Annotated in this window: 14 protein-coding genes; 10 read left to right on the top strand and 4 right to left on the bottom strand. The window is 66.8% G+C overall.

Annotation, left to right across the window (positions count from 1 at the left end; genetic code table 11):
- Window positions 1-16: 16 nt before the first annotated feature.
- Together lolA and KYC_RS03415 are read right to left on the bottom strand one after the other, a co-directional pair.
- Entirely contained in the window at window positions 17-643 is a 627-nt protein-coding gene (gene lolA / locus KYC_RS03420) for an outer membrane lipoprotein chaperone LolA (RefSeq protein WP_008158852.1), read from the bottom strand.
- Window positions 640-3,024: a DNA translocase FtsK gene (locus KYC_RS03415; RefSeq protein WP_085945411.1), complete on the bottom strand. Its 2,385-nt coding sequence runs from the start codon at window positions 3,022-3,024 to the stop codon at window positions 640-642. Before KYC_RS03415 ends, lolA begins: the two co-directional genes overlap by 4 nt.
- 42 nt (window positions 3,025-3,066) lie before the next feature.
- On the opposite strand from KYC_RS03415, the gene trxB reads away from it, so the two are divergent.
- The 3 genes from trxB to KYC_RS03400 are packed head-to-tail and all read left to right on the top strand — an operon-like array spanning window position 3,067 to window position 5,013.
- Window positions 3,067-4,026 carry a thioredoxin-disulfide reductase gene (gene trxB, locus KYC_RS03410; RefSeq protein WP_008158848.1) on the top strand — a complete coding sequence of 320 codons (960 nt, stop codon included), beginning with the start codon at window positions 3,067-3,069 and terminating at the stop codon, window positions 4,024-4,026.
- Window positions 4,013-4,687 (top strand): Smr/MutS family protein, encoded by a 675-nt coding sequence (locus KYC_RS03405; RefSeq protein ID WP_008158846.1) that lies wholly within the window; start codon window positions 4,013-4,015, stop codon window positions 4,685-4,687. Before trxB ends, KYC_RS03405 begins: the two co-directional genes overlap by 14 nt.
- Entirely contained in the window at window positions 4,684-5,013 is a 330-nt protein-coding gene (locus KYC_RS03400) for a DMT family transporter (RefSeq protein WP_008158844.1), read from the top strand. Before KYC_RS03405 ends, KYC_RS03400 begins: the two co-directional genes overlap by 4 nt.
- A 12-nt stretch (window positions 5,014-5,025) precedes the next feature.
- Here the strand turns inward: KYC_RS03400 and KYC_RS03395 are convergent, their stop codons facing one another.
- Both KYC_RS03395 and KYC_RS03390 read right to left on the bottom strand, forming a co-directional pair.
- A complete protein-coding gene (locus tag KYC_RS03395; RefSeq protein ID WP_008158841.1) occupies window positions 5,026-7,116 on the bottom strand; it encodes a sodium:solute symporter family protein in 2,091 nt (696 codons plus the stop codon).
- On the bottom strand, window positions 7,116-7,394 hold the full coding sequence (locus KYC_RS03390) for a DUF4212 domain-containing protein (protein ID WP_008158840.1): 279 nt from the start codon (window positions 7,392-7,394) through the stop codon (window positions 7,116-7,118). The genes KYC_RS03395 and KYC_RS03390 overlap by 1 nt, the downstream gene beginning before the upstream one ends.
- Window positions 7,395-8,133: 739 nt before the next feature.
- Here KYC_RS03390 and kdpF point away from each other — a divergent pair.
- The 7 genes from kdpF (at window position 8,134) to KYC_RS03355 (ending at window position 17,282) form a co-directional block, all read left to right on the top strand.
- Window positions 8,134-8,223 (top strand): K(+)-transporting ATPase subunit F, encoded by a 90-nt coding sequence (gene kdpF, locus KYC_RS03385; RefSeq protein ID WP_035183859.1) that lies wholly within the window; start codon window positions 8,134-8,136, stop codon window positions 8,221-8,223.
- On the top strand, window positions 8,223-10,019 hold the full coding sequence (kdpA, locus tag KYC_RS03380; protein ID WP_008158837.1) for a potassium-transporting ATPase subunit KdpA: 1,797 nt from the start codon (window positions 8,223-8,225) through the stop codon (window positions 10,017-10,019). Before kdpF ends, kdpA begins: the two co-directional genes overlap by 1 nt.
- A 20-nt stretch (window positions 10,020-10,039) precedes the next feature.
- Window positions 10,040-12,199 (top strand): potassium-transporting ATPase subunit KdpB, encoded by a 2,160-nt coding sequence (gene kdpB, locus KYC_RS03375; protein ID WP_043517431.1) that lies wholly within the window; start codon window positions 10,040-10,042, stop codon window positions 12,197-12,199.
- Window positions 12,200-12,226: 27 nt separating this feature from the next.
- The gene (gene kdpC, locus KYC_RS03370) at window positions 12,227-12,835 is read left to right on the top strand and encodes a potassium-transporting ATPase subunit KdpC (RefSeq protein ID WP_008158834.1); all 609 of its coding nucleotides are present in this window, start codon (window positions 12,227-12,229) and stop codon (window positions 12,833-12,835) included.
- A gap of 51 nt (window positions 12,836-12,886) precedes the next feature.
- The gene (locus KYC_RS03365) at window positions 12,887-15,673 is read left to right on the top strand and encodes a sensor histidine kinase (protein ID WP_008158832.1); all 2,787 of its coding nucleotides are present in this window, start codon (window positions 12,887-12,889) and stop codon (window positions 15,671-15,673) included.
- 13 nt (window positions 15,674-15,686) lie between these two features.
- On the top strand, window positions 15,687-16,379 hold the full coding sequence (gene kdpE, locus KYC_RS03360) for a two-component system response regulator KdpE (protein WP_008158830.1): 693 nt from the start codon (window positions 15,687-15,689) through the stop codon (window positions 16,377-16,379).
- A gap of 138 nt (window positions 16,380-16,517) precedes the next feature.
- Window positions 16,518-17,282 carry a TorF family putative porin gene (locus tag KYC_RS03355; RefSeq protein ID WP_008158828.1) on the top strand — a complete coding sequence of 255 codons (765 nt, stop codon included), beginning with the start codon at window positions 16,518-16,520 and terminating at the stop codon, window positions 17,280-17,282.
- Window positions 17,283-17,502: the final 220 nt, after the last annotated feature.

Genomic DNA, 17,502 nt, shown 5'->3' with positions numbered 1-17,502 from the left:
CTGCTTCCGCAGGCGACTACATCTTCACCACATCCACGCCCTTGGGCGCGGTGAACTGGAATTCCTTGGCGGGCAGCGTCGGATTGGCCTGGATGCCCGACAGGTCCACGCGGGTGGTCTGGCCGAAGGAATCCAGCAATTCCACGCGCACAGGCAGGTTGTTCTTCATGCCGATGTCGACGCGCGAGAAGCCCGCGTCGGCAGTGCGCGGCTTGGCGCGCAGCCAATCCACGCCGTCTTTCGCCGGCAACGCGGACACGTCGAAGGACTGTTCCAGCGAGCCCGAGCCAAAGAGGATCGCCGCGGGCGACGTGCCGATGGCGGCGTCGACCTTGCGTTCGGTCACCTGGGCCAGGTCCGGATCAAACTGGAACACCTGGCGGCCGTCGGAGATGACCAGTTGCTCGTACGGCTTTTGCACCGCCCACTTGAACTTGCCCGGACGCTGGAACGAAAAGACGCCGGTCTGCGCGGGCTGGGTGCGGCCCTGGTCGTTCACGGTGTACTGCGAGAACGAGCCGGTGGCGGAGGTGACCGTCGCCACGAAAGCGCGCAACTGCTCTTGCGCGCTGGCGGCAAAAGCCAGCGCCGGCGACAGGCACAGGACCGCAACGGCGGCCAAGCTTTGATACGTCTTCTTCATGCTTCCTCTCGTGCGGCGGCAGTGGCGGGAACGAGGATCTCGCGGTTGCCATTGGACTGCATCGCCGACACCATACCCGATTGCTCCATCTGCTCGAGTAACCGGGCCGCACGGTTGTAACCAATGCGCAGGTGGCGCTGCACCAGCGAAATGGAAGCGCGGCGGTGCTTGAGCACCACTTCGCAGGCCTGGTCGTACATCGGATCCGATTCCGCGTCGCCGCCAATGCCGGTGACGCTGCTGGCGCCCTCGGCGCCGTCGCCGTCCAGGCCGCCTTCCAGCAGGCCTTCGACGTAGTTCGGCTCGCCCTGCGCCTTCAGGCTTTCGACCACGCGATGGACTTCGTCGTCGCTGCAGAAGGCCCCGTGCACGCGCACCGGCAGGCCGGTGCCCGGCGGCATGTACAGCATGTCGCCTTGGCCGAGCAGGGTTTCCGCGCCCATCTGGTCAAGAATGGTGCGCGAGTCGATCTTGGACGACACCTGGAACGCGATGCGCGTGGGGATGTTGGCCTTGATCAGGCCCGTGATCACGTCCACGCTGGGACGCTGCGTGGCAAGAATCAGGTGGATGCCGGCCGCGCGCGCCTTCTGCGCCAGGCGGGCGATGAGTTCTTCGATCTTCTTGCCCACCACCATCATCAGGTCGGCCAGTTCGTCGATGACCACCACGATGGTGGGCAGCGGCGTCAGGGGCTCGGGCTGGTCGGGGGTCAGCGAGAACGGATTCGGGATCGGCTCTTCGCGCTTGATCGCGTCGCGGATCTTGGTGTTGTAGCCCGCCAGGTTGCGCACGCCCATCTTGCTCATCAGGCGATAGCGCTTTTCCATTTCCCCCACGCACCAGTTCAGCGCGTTGGAGGCCTGGCGCATATCGGTGACGACCGGCGCGAGCAGATGCGGGATGCCTTCGTAGACGCTCATTTCGAGCATCTTCGGATCAATCAGGATCAGGCGGGTGTGCGAGGCGTCGGCTTTGTACAGCAGCGACAGGATCATGGCGTTGATCCCGACGGACTTGCCCGAACCCGTGGTGCCCGCCACCAGCAGGTGAGGCATCTTGGCCAGGTCGGCCACCACCGGATTGCCGGCGATGTCCTTGCCCAGCGCCATGGTCACGACGGAATGGCTGGCATGGTAGGTCTGCGACCCCAGGATCTCGGACAGGCGCACCATCTGGCGGCGCGGATTGGGCAGTTCCAGCCCCATCAGGTTCTTGCCGGGAATGGTTTCCACGACCCGGATGCTGACGAGGCTGAGGGCGCGCGCCAGGTCCTTGGCCAGATTGACGATCTGGCTGCCCTTCACGCCGGTAGCCGGTTCGATTTCGTAGCGGGTGATGACCGGGCCGGCCTGCGCCGCCACCACGGTGACGGACACGCCAAAGTCGGCCAGCTTCTTTTCGATCAGGCGCGAGGTGAATTCGATGGTCTCGGCCGACACGGTTTCCTGGTTGTTCAGGGGCGGGTCCAGCAGGCTGATGGCCGGCAGGTCGCCCTCGGCGCCGGGCGCGGGCGCGAAAAACAGCGACTGCTGCTTTTCCTTTTCGACCCGCTCTGACTTGGGCACCACCGTGATGGCCGGTTCGATGCGGACCGGCTGCTCGTGGACCAGCTTTTCCTGCTTGGCCACGACCTGTTCGGTGCGCACGGCCTTGGCGACTTCGCCGACCTTGCGGTCCTGGCGGGCGGTGTAGGAATCGCGCACGCGGCGCACCAGGCCTTCCAGCCAGGCGCCGACGCGCTCAGCCACCGACAGCCACGAAAACGAGAAAAACAGGCTGAGCCCGATAGCCAGCATGACCAGGAACGCCAGCGTGGCGCCGGTAAAGCCGATGCTGTTGCCGATCAGGTCGGAAAGCATCTGGCCGATGACCCCGCCCGCGCCGCTGGCGGTTTCGGACGCGCCGGGCAGGTGCGTGCCGCGGCTGGCCAGGCGCAGGGCCTCCATGCCCAGCGAGCCGATCATCAGCAGGAAGAAGCCGATGCCCTCTTCCCAGTGGACGCGGGGCAGCACTTCGGGCTGCTTACTGTTGGAGACGCGCAACTGCGCGGCCAGGCGCCGGTAGCCGGCGCGCACGCGGTGCAGCAGCAAAACTACCCACCACCACGCCGAAAAACCGAAAAGATAGAGAAGAATGTCCGCCAGATAGGCGCCCAGGCGCCCGCCCTGGTTGTGCACGACTTCGCCCGGCACCGAATGCGACCAGCCAGGGTCGGACGGGCTCCAGGTGGCCAGCACGAGGGTGAGCCAGGCCGCCAGGGCGGCGAACAGGATCCAGCGGGCTTCGCGCAACAACGCGGAAATGCGCGTCTGTAGGGGCGAAGGTCCGTTGCGGGTGTTGCGCGAGGCGCGCGGAGAAGCAGTCGAGATACGCGGCATGCGGCTCATTATAATTGGGCGTTAACCTAAAGATACCCGCCCATGTCCACGCCTACGCACGCTAAAGTTTTGATACTCGGATCCGGCCCCGCCGGTTACACGGCGGCCGTCTATGCGGCACGCGCCAATCTGAACCCTGTTCTTGTTACAGGTCTGGCCCAAGGCGGCCAGCTCATGACCACCACCGACGTCGACAATTGGCCGGCGGACGCGGATGGGGTGCAAGGCCCGGACCTGATGCAGCGGTTCCAGAAGCACGCCGAACGCTTCAACACCGAAATGCTGTTCGACCACATCGCCAAGGTCGATCTCTCCAAGCGCCCGTTCACCCTCACGGGCGACACCGGCAAGATCTACACCTGCGACGCCCTCATCATCGCGACCGGCGCCTCGGCCAAGTACCTGGGCCTGCCGTCCGAGCAGTCCTTCATGGGCCGCGGCGTGTCGGGCTGCGCCACCTGCGACGGTTTCTTCTATCGCAACCAGGACGTAGTGGTGGTCGGCGGCGGCAATACGGCCGTCGAAGAAGCGCTGTACCTGTCCAATATCTGCCGCAAGGTCACCCTGATCCACCGCCGTGACAAATTCCGCGCCGAACCCATCCTGGTCGACAAGCTCATGAGCAAAGTCGAAACCGGCAATATGGAACTGAAGCTGTTCCACACGCTGGAAGAAGTCCTGGGCGACGACAGCGGTGTTACCGGCGTGCGCGTACGCCACGTGGACACCGGCGCCACCGAAGACATGGCCGTCACCGGCGCGTTCATCGCCATCGGCCACCAGCCCAACACGGAAATCTTCCAGGGCCAGCTCGAAATGAAGGACGGTTACATCGTCACCAAGAGCGGGCTGTCCGGCATGGCCACCATGACCTCGGTGCCGGGCGTGTTCGCCGCCGGCGACGTGCAGGACCACGTCTATCGCCAGGCCATCACCAGCGCCGGCACGGGCTGCATGGCCGCTCTGGACGCACAGCGGTGGCTGGAGAATGCGGGGCAGTAAGGTCGGCCTGGCCGACCTGAAGCGCCTGAAGAAAGATCTCCAGGCCGAACGCGAACGCGCCGCCCTTGCCCAGCAGCGGGCGGCGCTGCAGAAGAAAAAGCCCGAGTCCGCCCCCATGGACGACATGGCGGCGTTTCAGCGCACGATGAAGTCGGTCACGCCGCTCAAGCATGACGCCCGCGTCGAGCACAAGCCGGTGGCGGAACCCGCGCCGGCGTTGCGCCGCGCCAACGCCCTGGGCGAAACGCCCACCCGGGCCGATGCCGGCGTCTCCGACGGCGGCGAAATCACGCACCTGCTTTCCGAAGGCGGCACCGCCTTCGTGCGCAGCGACGCCGCGCCCGACACGGCGCGCAACCTGCGCCGCGGCCAATGGCGCGCCGGCGCCGAACTGGATCTGCACGGGCTGCGCGTCGAACAGGCGCGCCACGCCCTGCTGTCGTTCCTGGACGAATGCCAGGAACACGGCATCCGCTGCGTGCGCATCGTGCACGGCAAGGGCTACAACTCGCAGGGCCTGGAACCGGTATTGAAGGACAAGGCGCGCACCTGGTTGGTGCAGAAGGCGGAAGTAATGGCGTTTTCCGAGGCGCCGGAGCGCGAAGGCGGCGCGGGCGCCCTGCTGGTGCTGCTGCGACAGTCCGAAGGATCACGCAAATGAAATGGCTCTACCTGGGGGTGGCGATCATCGCCGAGATCTTCGCCACCAGCGCGCTGAAGGGCTCTGAAGGCTTCACCCGCCTGATGCCGTCCATCGTCACCGTGTTCGGCTACCTGATTTCGTTCTATTTCCTGTCGCTGACCCTGCGCGAGATTCCCGTTGGCATCGCCTACGCGATCTGGTCCGGCGTGGGCATCGTGCTGATCTCCATCGTAGGCGCGGTGCTGTTCAAACAGCACCTGGACACGCCCGCGCTCATCGGCATCGGGCTCATCATCGCCGGCGTGGTGGTGATGAACGTGTTTTCGAAATCCGTCTCGCACTGAGGGCGCCGCCCGCTAGGGGTTTTCAGCCCGCGGGCTGCGCGCGTCGGGATTGCGCAGGTAGTCCACCAGCCCCAGCGTTGCCCGATCGGGCGGCGGCGTCAGCAGGGAAACCACGATAATCGTCAGGAACGCCACCGGCGCGCCGAACACGCCCGCCGCGATGGGCTGAATGCCCCACCACAGGTCCACCGGCTGCGAGCGCGAAATGCCCAGCACCGACTCCCGCAGCCAGGGGTGCGTGTGCGTCATATAGGCGAATGTCACGGCCAGGCCTGCCGCCATGCCCAGCGTCGCGCCCCATTTGTTGGCCCGCCGCCAGAACACGCCCATGACCAGCGCCGGAAAGAAGGACGACGCAGCAAACGAGAACGCCGCCGACACCATGAACAGGATGTCAGCCGGCTTGCGCGCCGCCACCCAGGCCGCACCGAAGGCCACAACCAGCAGCAGGATCTTGGACACCATCACCCGGCGCGCGGCCGACATCCGCGGCGAGACCACGCGGTACCACATGTCGTGCGACAGGGAATTGGACAGGGTCAGCAGCAAGCCGTCGGCGGTCGACAGGGCCGCGGCCAGCCCGCCGGCCGCCACCAAGCCGGAAATCACGTAGGGCAGGCCGCCGATCTCTGGCATGGCCAGCACCACCACGTCCGCCCCCATGCTGATCTCGCTGAGCTGCACCACGCCGTCGCGGTTGATGTCGGTCACGTCCAGCAGATTGGCGTCGACCGCGCTCCAGGCATGCACCCAGTTGGGCAGGCTGAGGAAATTCGACCCCACGACCTGCGTGTAGATCTCGAACTTCACCAGCAGCGCCAAGGCCGGCGCCATGAAATACAGGAGCAGGATGAATATCAGCGACCAGCACACCGATTTGCGCGCCTCGATGACCGACGGTGTGGTGTATGAGCGCATCAGGATATGCGGCATGCCGGCGGTTCCCAGCATCAGGCACAGCACCAGCGCCAGGAAGTTGATGCGCATATTGCGCTGTTCCTCGGGATCCTTGGCGGGGAACGGCTCCGCGTGCGGCGTGGGTGGCGCGGCGCGCGCCTCGAAGGTCGCCTTGGCCTGCGACCAGGCGGCGCGCGCGTCCTCGACCGTGGCCGGATACGACGCCAGCTCGCGCTCGGCCGAGCGGATTTCGACCATGGGCGCGTCCCCGGCGTTCAACTGGGCCAGGCGGCTGCGCAGCTTGTCCTTTTCCAGCGTAAAGGACTCGGGCAGGGTTTGCAGGCGCCGCGACATCTCGTCGGCGCGCTGCTGCCAGATCCGGCGCACCTCGATCTCGGACGGATCGTTCTGCAGGTAGGCCTCTTTTTCGGTCACCTGCTGCAGCACCGCGCCGCCCGACAGTTGCGGCAGCGGCATGTTGGTGTGCTTGACCGACAGCCAGATCACCGGCACCAGGTAGGCGATGACCAGGATGATGTACTGCCCGACCTGCGTCCACGTGACGGCCCGCATGCCGCCCAGGAACGAGCAGACCAGCATGCCGCCCAGCGCCACGAAGATGCCCAGTTCGAATGAAATGCCCGTCATGCGCGTGGTGATGATGCCCACGCCGTAGATCTGGGCCACCAGGTAGGTGAACGAACAGAGGATGGCGCATGCCACCCCGGCCAGGCGCGGCAGGTTGCCGCCGTAGCGCGCGCCCATGAAGTCGGGAATGGTGTACTGGCCGAACCGCCGCAGGTAGGGGGCCAGCAGCATCGCCACCAGCACGTAGCCGCCCGTCCAGCCCATGATGTAGGCCAGTCCGCCGTAACCGGTCAGGTACAGCGTGCCGGCCACGCCGATGAAGGACGCCACCGACATCCAGTCGGCGGCCGTGGCCATGCCGTTGTAAATGGCCGGCACCCGGCGGCCGGCTACGTAGTATTCCACCTGGTCGGAGGTGCGGCAGACGATGCCGATGCCGGCGTACAGGCTGACCGTGACCAGCAGGAACACGTAGCCGATCCAGTTGCGCGGCATGCCGAGGATCTCGGCCAGCGCCATCAGCAGGATCATCAGCGCGAAGCCAGCCGTGTACAGCACATAGATGCGCCGCAGGCGGATGCGGAATTGCTGGGGAGTGTCTCCGCTGAAAAACGGCATCAGCGCTGCTCCCCGGTTTCTTCGGCGCGCTCATCGGCGCGATTCATGACCCGGGCGTAAACGGCGATGATGATCAGGTAGGCCAGCGGGGCGCCATAGGCGGCCATCCAGAAGGCGAAAGGCCAGCCGATGAAGTCGAAACTCAGGCTGCGCGCAAAGAAAGAGGGAATGAATGTCAGCGCCGCCCAGGCGGCAAGCAGCAACAGGATCAGCCGCAGGTTGCGGCGCCAATAGGGCGTGGAACTCGACGGGGACGTAGATAGGCGCGATTGCGGCATAGCTAGGATGAGCAGGACCCCATCTAAATATCGCCAAACGCAGCGCTTGAAAAGCCCTGAAGCTTGAAATGCCGGCTTTTTATGCGACAACGGCTGGCACTGCCTGGTGCCAGCCGTTGTGCGTTTGCTTTTTTTGAGTACTGCTTTACTTTTTTTATGTACCGGTGCCGCCGGTATTTGCCCATGCAGGGCTTTGTCTCCTCACCTGCATGGGAAGAGATTCTGCACCAGATGCGGGAATGTCACACTAGGGGAATGCCCTAAGACGGAGCATTCATTTACATATTCTCTGCACCATATAAGTGCATTTTCGGCTCGTTGTTCTAAATATTGGGATTTTTTTCCACCTGCCAGCCGGCATTTGGCCTAAATCTTGAGGACTGCTCAGTTAGTGAGCATGCCGGATGGCGTTCCCGGTGCAAGCCTGCCCAGTCCCCGATGCCCGAATCCGGGCATGAAACGCCGCGCTCGCGGGCGTCTTTATATCCTGTTTACACCCCTCCTCCCAAGCTATACCCCGTTTTTACCCCCCGCTCCGTAACCTGCCGGTGTCCTGATTGGTCGCTGCGCCCGCGCGGATCTCATCCGCATTCGCCGCACGGGTCAGCCGTTCGAAGGGAGCCGGGCTCCCGGGGAGGAAAAACGTGGATGCCATCTATATCGCCATCTTCGCCGTCATGGCAGGGCTGACTTGCGCCCTGCTCCGATTCTGCGAAGCCCTGTCTTCGGGAGAGCCGTCATGAGCTGGCTTTACTGGCTGAGCGGCCTGACGGCCGCCTTGCTGTTCGTGTACCTGCTGGTCGCGCTATTCAAACCGGAGAAATTCTGATGACCGCCGAATTCGTCGGGCTGCTGGTCCTGTACCTGGCAGTCCTGCTTGCGATCGCGCCCCTGCTCGGGCGCTACATCCGCATCGCCATGGAAAACGGAAGCTCCAGGCTGACTGCCTGGGGCCGTCCGATCGAGCGCGGCATCTACCGGCTGGCGGGGATCGACCCCCGGGCCGAAATGGGCTGGAAGCGCTACGCCCTGGCCGTGCTTGTCTTCAACATCATCGGCATTGCCGCCGTCTACGCGCTGCAGCGCGTCCAGGGCATGCTGCCCCTGAATCCGGCCGGCATGGGCGCCGTGACCCCGGATTCCGCCCTGAACACCGCCATCAGCTTTGTCACCAACACCAATTGGCAGGGCTACGGCGGCGAGGCGACGATGAGCTACCTGACGCAGATGCTTGCGCTGACGGTGCAGAACTTCGTCTCGGCCGCCACCGGCATCGCCGTGCTGTTCGCGCTGATCCGCGGGCTGGCCAGGCATTGCTCGGCCACGGTGGGCAATTTCTGGGCCGACATGGTCCGCTGCACGCTCTACGTGCTGCTGCCGCTGTCCCTGGTGCTGGCGCTGGCCCTTGTCAGCCAGGGCGTGATCCAGAACTTCAGCCCCTACCAGGAAGTCCAGACGGTCGAGGCCGTGCATTACGACCAGCCGCGCCTGGACGCCCAGGGCCAACCGGTCCTGGACGCCGCCGGCCAGGCGGTCACGGACCCGGTCGTCGCACGCACGCAGACCCTGGCCATGGGCCCGGTGGCGTCGCAGGAAGCAATCAAACTGCTGGGCACCAACGGCGGCGGCTTCTTCAACGCCAACTCGGCGCATCCGTTCGAGAACCCCACGCCGCTGTCGAACTTCCTGCAGATGCTGGCCATCCTGTCCATCCCCGCCGCGCTCTGCTTTTCCTTCGGCGAAATGGTTGGCAGCCGGCGCCAGAGCATCGCAATCCTGGCGGCGATGACGGCGCTGTTTGCCGTGTTCGCGTTGTCCACCGCCTGGTTTGAACAGCAGCCCAATCCCATGGCTGCGCAGGCCGGCGCCGACAGCGCGCTCAGCGCCTATTCGCCTGGCGGCAACATGGAAGGCAAGGAAACCCGCTTCGGCATCGCCGCCACCTCGCTGTTCGCCACGATCACCACGGCCGCGTCCTGCGGCGCGGTCAATGGCATGCACGACTCGTTGACGGCGATGGGCGGCCTGTCGCCGATGCTGCTGATGCAGCTTGGCGAGGTCGTGTACGGCGGAGTGGGCTCGGGCCTGTACGGCATGCTGGCCTTCGCGATCCTGGGCGTCTTCATCGCCGGACTGATGATCGGGCGCACGCCGGAATACCTGGGCAAGAAGATCGAAGCCTATGACATGAAGATGGTGTCCATCGTCATCCTGGCCACGCCCCTGCTGGTGCTCGGCGGAACCGCGCTTGCGGTGTCGGTGTCCGCCGGCCAGGCCGGCGTGCTGAATCCCGGCATCCATGGATTCTCGGAAATCCTGTACGGGCTGTCCTCGGCGGCCAATAACAACGGCAGCGCCTTTGCCGGCCTGTCCGCCAATACGCCCTTCTACAACGTCCTGCTGGGCATCGCGATGTGGTTCGGCCGGTTCGCCGTCATCGTCGCCGTGCTGGCGATGGCCGGTTCGCTAGCCGCCAAACGCCGGCTTCCTGCCGGCCCCGGCAGCATGCCCACGACGGGTCCCCTCTTTGTCGTGCTCCTGATCGGCGCCGTGCTGCTGGTGGGCGCTTTGACGTACGTGCCCGCGCTGGCCTTGGGCCCGGTCGCGGAACATCTGCAACCCTGATGCAAAGGCTAAGAATGAAAATGGCCAAAATTGAAATGCCAACTACCAGCGCCGGCGGCGGCGCGGCCCGCGCGCCCTCGGCCGGCGCGAACGAACGCCCGTTCGGCATGTGGTCGGGCGCGCTGGTCGGCCCCGCCCTGCTGGACAGCCTGCGCAAGCTCTCGCCCGCCGCGCAGATCAAGAACCCCGTCATGTTCGTGGTCTACGTGGGCAGCATCCTCACCACGGCGCTGTGGATCATGGCGCTGCGCGGCCAGGCCGAAGCCCCCGCCGGCTTCATCCTCGCCATCGCCGCGTGGCTGTGGTTCACCGTGCTGTTCGCCAACTTCGCAGAGGCGCTCGCCGAGGGCCGGGGAAAGCAGCAGGCGGCCACGCTGCGCGGCCTGCGCACCACCATCGACGCGAAGCTGCTCAAGGGCTTTCGCGATGAGGACGCCGGCCATGCGCAGCCCGCGCAATGGCGCGCAAAGGCGGTCAGCCAGCCTTCCGGCCTGCTGCGCCGCGGCGACGTGGTGCTGGTCGAGGCCGGCGACACCATCCCCGGCGATGGACAGGTCGTCGCCGGGGTGGCCTCGGTGGACGAAAGCGCCATCACGGGCGAATCCGCGCCCGTCATCCGCGAGTCCGGCGGCGATTTCTCGTCCGTCACGGGCGGCACGCGCGTGCTGTCCGACTGGATCTTCGTGCGCATCGCGGCCGATCCCGGCCAGAGCTTCCTGGACCGCATGATCTCCATGGTGGAAGGCGCCAAGCGTCAGAAGACGCCCAACGAGCTGGCGCTGACCATCCTGCTGGTGGGACTGACCGTGGTCTTCCTGCTGGTCGTCGTCACGCTGATGCCGTTCTCGATCTACGCGGTGTCCGCGGCGGGCGGCGGCGCCGCCGTCACCGTGACGGTGCTGGTCGCCCTGCTGGTCTGCCTGATTCCCACCACCATTGGCGGCCTGCTGTCGGCCATCGGCGTGGCGGGCATGAGCCGCATGATGAGCGCCAACGTGATCGCCACATCGGGCCGCGCGGTCGAAGCCGCCGGCGACGTCGACGTGCTGCTGCTGGACAAAACCGGCACGATCACCTTCGGCAACCGCCAGGCCTCCACCTTCCTGCCGGCGCCCGGGGTATCGGCGCGCGAACTCGCCGATGCCGCGCGGCTGGCCTCGATGGCCGACGAGACGCCGGAAGGCCGCAGCATCGTGGCGCTGGCGGACCGGGCCCTGCACGCGCCCGCGGCTCACCTCGCCGCGGTCGAATTCGTGCCCTTCACGGCTCAAACTCGCATGAGCGGCGTCAACCTGGGCGACCGCATGATCCGCAAGGGCGCGGTCGACGCCATCCAGTCCTGGCTGGCAGCGCAAGACGCCGCCGTTCCCGACGCGGCGCTGCGCCTGGCCGAAGACGTGGCGCGACGCGGCAGCACGCCGCTGATGGTCAGCGACGGCAACCGCGCGCTGGGCGTCGTCGAGCTCAAGGACATCGTCAAGCCGGACATCCAGTCGCGCTTCGCCGAACTGCGTCGCATGGGCATCAAGACCGTGATGATCACGGGCGACAACAAGCTCACCGCGGCGTCCATCGCCGCGGAAGCCGGCGTCGACGACTTCCTGGCGGAAGCGACTCCGGAAGCCAAGCTCAAGCTCATCCGCGACTACCAGGCGCAAGGCCGGCTGGTGGCGATGACGGGCGACGGCACCAACGACGCGCCGGCGCTGGCGCAGGCCGACGTGGCCGTGGCGATGAATTCGGGCACCCAGGCGGCCAAGGAGGCCGGCAACATGGTGGACCTGGATTCCAACCCGACCAAGCTCATCGAGATCGTCGAAATCGGCAAGCAGATGCTGATGACCCGCGGCGCGCTGACGACGTTCAGCGTAGCCAACGACGTAGCCAAGTACTTCGCCATCATTCCTGCCGCCTTCGCCACGGTCTATCCGCAGCTCAATGTGCTGAACATCATGGGACTGACGACGCCGGCCTCGGCCATCCTGTCGGCCGTGATCTTCAACGCGCTGATCATTGTCGTGCTGATCCCGCTGGCGCTGCGCGGTGTGCGCTACCGCCCCCTGGGCGCCTCGGTGCTGCTGCGCCGCAACCTGCTGATCTACGGCCTGGGCGGACTGCTCGTCCCCTTCGCCGGCATCAAGCTCGTGGACATGATCCTGGCCGCGCTCGGCTGGGCCTGATACCGCGCCAACTGAAAGGAATCCATCATGAAACCCGCTCCCCTCGCGCCGCGTCAAGGCGGCATCCTGCGCCCCGCCCTGACCGTCTTTGCCGCACTGTCGCTCGTGACCGGCCTGGCCTATCCGTTCCTGACCAGCGGCATTGCCGCCGCGGTGTTCCCGCACGAAGCCGCCGGCTCCCTCATCATGCAGGACGACAAGGTCGTCGGCTCGGAATGGATCGGCCAGTCCTTCTCGTCGCCGCAGTACTTCTGGGGCCGCCCGTCGGCCACCGCCCCCATGCCGTACAACGCCGCGGCCTCCGGCGGCTCGAACCTGGGCCCGCGCAACCCCGCGCTGGCCGAGGCGATCCAGGCGCGCATCGCCGCGCTGAAGGCGGCCGACCCCGACAACCCCGTCCCCGTTCCGGTGGATCTCGTCACGGCGTCCGGCAGCGGGCTGGATCCCCACATCAGTCCCGCGGCGGCGGCCTACCAGGCGCAACGCGTGGCGCGCGCGCGCAACCTGCCGCGCGAACAGGTGGATGCGCTGATCCAGGCCAACACCGACCGCCCCTGGCTGGGCGTGCTGGGAGAGCCCGCGGTCAATGTGCTCAAGCTGAATCTGGCGCTGGACAAGCTGGGCAAGGCGCGCTGATGGCGCGGCGTATAGTATCGCCAGCGATTCCCACCCCAATATTGTGCGTTCATGGCTGACATTGCTGGCGAGCGTCCCGATCCCGACGCGCTACTGAAGACCCTGGACGACGCCGAACGCCGGGCGGTGCGCGGCAAGCTGCGCGTGTACTTCGGTTCGTCGGCCGGCGTGGGCAAAACCTACGCCATGCTGACGGCCGCGCGCGCGCACGCCGCGCAGGGCGCCGACGTACTGGCCGGCATCGTCGAAACGCACGGCCGCCGCGAAACCGCGACGCTGCTCGACGGCCTGCCCGTGCTGCCGCTCAAGGACGTCGCGTACCGCGGCCACGTGCTCAAGGAATTCGACCTGGACGGCGCATTGCAGCGGCGCCCCGAACTGGTGCTGGTGGACGAGCTGGCCCACTCCAATGCGCCGGGATCGCGCCACGCCAAGCGCTGGCAAGACATCCAGGAACTGCTGGCGGCGGGCATCGACGTCTGGACCACGCTGAATGTGCAACACCTGGACAGCTTGAACGAGGCCGTCGGCAGCATCACCGGCGTGCGCGTGTGGGAAACCGTGCCCGACGAGGTCTTCGACGCAGCCGACGAAGTCATCCTGGTCGACCTGTCCGCCGACGAACTGCTGCGCCGCTTGAAGGAAGGCAAGGTCTACCTGCCGGAGCAGGCGCGCCACGCGACGCGCAACTTTTTCCGCAAGGGCAATCTGATCGCGCTGCGCGAGCTGGCGCTGCGCCGCACCGCCGACCACGTCGACGACGACGTCCAGGCCTATCGCCGCGACCGCGCCATCGAGCCCGTCTGGCGCACGCGCGAGGCCATCGTCGCCTGCATCGGCCCCGACGCCGATGCCGAATACGTCATCCGCAGCGCCCACCGCATCAGCCAGCAGCTCGATTGCGACCTGCACGTCGTGACCATCGACACGCCGCGCGCGGCCCCCCCGCCGGCCGCCGAACAGGAACGGTTGCAGCACAGCCTGGCGCTGGCCGACTCGCTGGGCGCCCGTACGGAAACCCTGGCCGGCGGCGACATGGTCGACGCAGTGGTGCGCTATGTGCGCCGGCACAACATCACCAAGGCGATCGTGGGGCGCACCCGCGCCGGCGGGCTGCAGCGCCTGCGCCTGTCGCTGTCGGCGCTGCTGACCGCCATCATGTCGCCGGGCTGGCTCTGGCGCCGCCGCAGCTTTGCCGACATGCTGGCGGCGGGCTGCCCCGAAATCGACATCATCCGGCTTGGCGCGCCGCCGCTGCCCGCGCGCACGGCGGCCGGCCGCGACCCGCTCACGCTGGGACAACGCGCCCGCCTGGCCGCCGACGAACGCGGCGTGCGCTCCTGGGCCGGCTACGCCTGGGCCCTGTGCTACTGCGCGGCGGCCACCGGACTGTCCGCGCTTGCCTTCCCTGCCCTGCACCAGACCAACATCGTCATGCTGTTCCTGCTGGCGGTGGTGGCCGTGGCGCTGCGCCATGGCCGCGGCCCCGCAGCGCTGGCGTCCGTCGTCAGCGTGGGGCTGTTCGACTTCTTCTTCGTCCAGCCCCTGTCGTCATTCGCGGTGTCCGACGTGCAGTACCTGCTGACCTTCGGCGTGCTGCTGGGCGTCGGGCTCCTGATCGGCCAGTTGACCGCCGGCCTGCGCCTGCAGGCCCAAGCCTCGGTCAAGCGCGAAGCCGACGCGCGCAGCCTGTACGAATTCGCGCGGGAACTGTCGTCCGCGCTGCTGCCGGAGCAGATCGTGACCCTGGCCGGCTCGTTCGTGCATGCGACCTTCGGCTCGCGCTGCGCGCTCTACATCCTGGGCCTGGACGACCGCCTGAAGCTGGCCTCGCCCGCCGACGGCGACATGCCGCCACTGGAATCCGCGCTGGCGCAGTGGGTCTACGACCACGGCCAGCCAGCGGGCGCGGGCACCGCCACCCTCTCCAACAGCGACCTGCTGTACCTGCCGCTAAAAGCCCCGATGCGCACGCGAGGCGTCCTGGCGCTGGCCGCGCCGCGCCGCAGCCTGTTTTCGCATCCGGACTCGCGCCGCCAGATCGAGGCCTACGCCACCCTGATCGCCATCGCGCTGGAACGCCTGCACTATGTGGAAGTGGCGCAGCAGGCGCTGGTCAGCATGGAATCGGAGAAGCTGCGCAACTCCCTGCTGGCCGCCGTTTCGCACGACCTGCGCACGCCGCTCACCAGCCTGGTAGGCATGACCGACACGCTGATGCGCGAGCCCTCCGGGCTGCCGCCCGGCGTCCAGGACACCATCCGCGCGATGCGCGACCAGGCCCAGCGCATGCATGCGCTGGTCATCAACCTGCTGGACATGGCCCGGCTGCAGAGCCGCGACGCGCCACTGCGCCTGGAATGGCAGTCCATCGAGGAACTGGTCGGCGCCGCGCTGGCCGCCATGCGGGAAGCCCTGGCGCAGCACCGTGTCCAGGTCGACAGCCTGTCGGACCTGCCGCTGGTGGAATGCGACGGCGTGCTGATCGAGCGCGTGCTGTGCAACCTGCTGGAAAACGCCGTCAAGTACACGCCGGCCGGCAGCACCCTGCGCGTGCATGCGACCGCGCAGGAAGGCGAAATGCGTGTGGCGGTCAGCGACAATGGCCCCGGCGTGCCGCCCGGCGCGGAACGCCGCATCTTCGAGAAATTCACCCGCGGCGAGCGCGAGTCCGCCACACCCGGCGTCGGCCTGGGCCTGGCGGTGTGCGAGGCAATCATCTCCGCCCACCATGGCCGCATCTGGGTCGAGCATGCGCCCGGGCAAGCCTCCGGCGCCCAATTCGTCTTCAGCCTGCCGCTGGGCGTGCCGCCCGTCATCCAGCCCGAAACCCCTTGAATTCCCCACTCCCATGTTCGACTTCCAGCCCGTCATCCTGATCATCGAAGACGACGCCAATATCCGGCGGTTCGTCCGCCAGGCCCTGGAAAGCGAGGGCTGCACGGTACACGAGGCCGACACGGTCAAGCGCGGCCTCATCGAGGCCGGCACCCGGCAGCCCGACGCGATCGTGCTGGACCTCGGTCTGCCCGACGAGGACGGCATGACGCTGATCCGCGAACTGCGCGGCTGGACCGAAGTGCCGGTGCTGGTGCTGTCGGCGCGCAGCGCCGAGGCCGACAAGGTGGCCGCGCTGGACGCCGGAGCCGACGACTACCTGGCCAAGCCCTTCGGCGTCAGCGAACTGCTGGCCCGCCTGCGCGTGCTGCTGCGGCGCCATGGCCGGGGCGGCGCGGGCAACGCGTCCGAGATCGCGTTCGGCGACGTCCGCGTGGACTTCTCCCGGCGGGTCGTCGAACGCGCCGGCCAGCATGTGCATCTGACCGCCATGGAATACCGCCTGCTCGCCGCGCTGCTGGCCCATCGCGGCAAGGTCATGACGCACCGCGAGCTCCTGCGCCAGGTGTGGGGCCCGTCGCACGTTGAAAGCAACCACTACCTGCGCATCTACATGGGCCATCTGCGCCAGAAGCTGGAGGCGGACCCGGCCCAGCCCGTGTACCTGCTGACCGAGATCGGCGTGGGCTATCGCTTCGCGGGCTGAGGGCGCCCGGCATCCGCGGGCAGGGGCCTGCGGGCCTCGCACATTAATGCAGTCTTTACGCACGGCGCGCCAGTCTTGTCTCGCGCTTTACGCCAATCCTCCTATTGTTGCGGACCCGTCCAACAACAGGAGCATTCCATGTCCCGCAACACCCTGGCCGCGCTCGCGCTGCTGTCCCTTGCCGCCACCGCCCAGGCGGCCGACGCCCCCGCCGAGGCCACGCCCGCCTCGTCGGAATACACCCTGACAGCCAACGTCACGCTGGCCAGCCAGTACCGCTACCGCGGCCTGATGCAGACCAACAACAAGCCCGCGATCCAGGGCGGCTTCGACCTCGCCCACTCCAGCGGTCTATATGTGGGCAACTGGAACTCGAGCATCAGCTGGCTGAACGACAGCAACGGCGACGTGTCCGCCCCTGTGGAAATGGACCTCTATGGCGGATACAAGGGCAATATCGCCGAAGGCGTGCCGGTGGACCTGGGCGTGCTGCAGTACTACTACCCGGGGGACTACCCCTCGGGCTACACCAGCCCCGACACCACCGAGCTCTATGCCGGGATCGGCTACGGCCCCGTGATGTTCAAGTATTCGATCGCCATGACCAACCTGTTCGGTTTCGCCGACAGCAAATACAGCCAGTATTTCGACCTGTCCGGCAATTTCGACACCGGCATCTGGGGGCTGACCCTCAACGCCCACGTTGGCCGCCAATCCGTGCGCAACGTCGACAACGGCTCGTACACCGACTGGAAGCTGGGCCTGACCAAGGACTTCGGCCAGGGCCTGTCTGTCTCCCTGGCCTACCTGGACACCAATGCCGACCGCGCCGTCTACACGAATACGCGCGGCCGCGACATGGGCCGCGCCACGGGCCTGCTGTCGTTGACAAAGACGTTCTGATTCGCGGCGGGCGTTGACGCCATATTTACGCGCCCCGCCCGCTTTTATCGGCAGGATTTACGGCGCGGTTCCTATAGTGGAATCGTCATCAACCAACCGGATCCCGGACCGCCGCGAACGGCGCCTCCGCCCCCCCGCCATGATTCCCCGACTGGACCGCCGCTTCGACCCTACGCCGAACCATTCCCCTGCTCCGCTCGCATCGCGGCCGCGATCCAGC

It is taken from the genome of Achromobacter arsenitoxydans SY8 (assembly GCF_000236785.1).
In the GTDB taxonomy this organism is placed as follows: Bacteria; Pseudomonadota; Gammaproteobacteria; order Burkholderiales; family Burkholderiaceae_B; genus Achromobacter; species Achromobacter arsenitoxydans.
This window is presented reverse-complemented; position numbering and strand designations above follow the sequence as displayed.

Excerpts from the sequence above, each read along its gene's own strand:
- kdpE (WP_008158830.1), top strand. The coding sequence starts at position 15,687 with ATGTTCGACTTCCAGCCCGTCATCCTGATCATCGAAGACGACGCCAAT.
- KYC_RS03395 (WP_008158841.1), bottom strand. The coding sequence starts at position 7,116 with ATGCCGTTTTTCAGCGGAGACACTCCCCAGCAATTCCGCATCCGCCTG.
- kdpA (WP_008158837.1), top strand. The coding sequence starts at position 8,223 with ATGACCGCCGAATTCGTCGGGCTGCTGGTCCTGTACCTGGCAGTCCTG.
- kdpC (WP_008158834.1), top strand. The coding sequence starts at position 12,227 with ATGAAACCCGCTCCCCTCGCGCCGCGTCAAGGCGGCATCCTGCGCCCC.
- KYC_RS03355 (WP_008158828.1), top strand. The coding sequence starts at position 16,518 with ATGTCCCGCAACACCCTGGCCGCGCTCGCGCTGCTGTCCCTTGCCGCC.
- KYC_RS03365 (WP_008158832.1), top strand. The coding sequence starts at position 12,887 with ATGGCTGACATTGCTGGCGAGCGTCCCGATCCCGACGCGCTACTGAAG.
- KYC_RS03400 (WP_008158844.1), top strand. The coding sequence starts at position 4,684 with ATGAAATGGCTCTACCTGGGGGTGGCGATCATCGCCGAGATCTTCGCC.
- KYC_RS03390 (WP_008158840.1), bottom strand. The coding sequence starts at position 7,394 with ATGCCGCAATCGCGCCTATCTACGTCCCCGTCGAGTTCCACGCCCTAT.
- trxB (WP_008158848.1), top strand. The coding sequence starts at position 3,067 with ATGTCCACGCCTACGCACGCTAAAGTTTTGATACTCGGATCCGGCCCC.
- lolA (WP_008158852.1), bottom strand. The coding sequence starts at position 643 with ATGAAGAAGACGTATCAAAGCTTGGCCGCCGTTGCGGTCCTGTGCCTG.
- KYC_RS03415 (WP_085945411.1), bottom strand. The coding sequence starts at position 3,024 with ATGCCGCGTATCTCGACTGCTTCTCCGCGCGCCTCGCGCAACACCCGC.
- kdpF (WP_035183859.1), top strand. The coding sequence starts at position 8,134 with ATGAGCTGGCTTTACTGGCTGAGCGGCCTGACGGCCGCCTTGCTGTTC.
- KYC_RS03405 (WP_008158846.1), top strand. The coding sequence starts at position 4,013 with ATGCGGGGCAGTAAGGTCGGCCTGGCCGACCTGAAGCGCCTGAAGAAA.
- kdpB (WP_043517431.1), top strand. The coding sequence starts at position 10,040 with ATGGCCAAAATTGAAATGCCAACTACCAGCGCCGGCGGCGGCGCGGCC.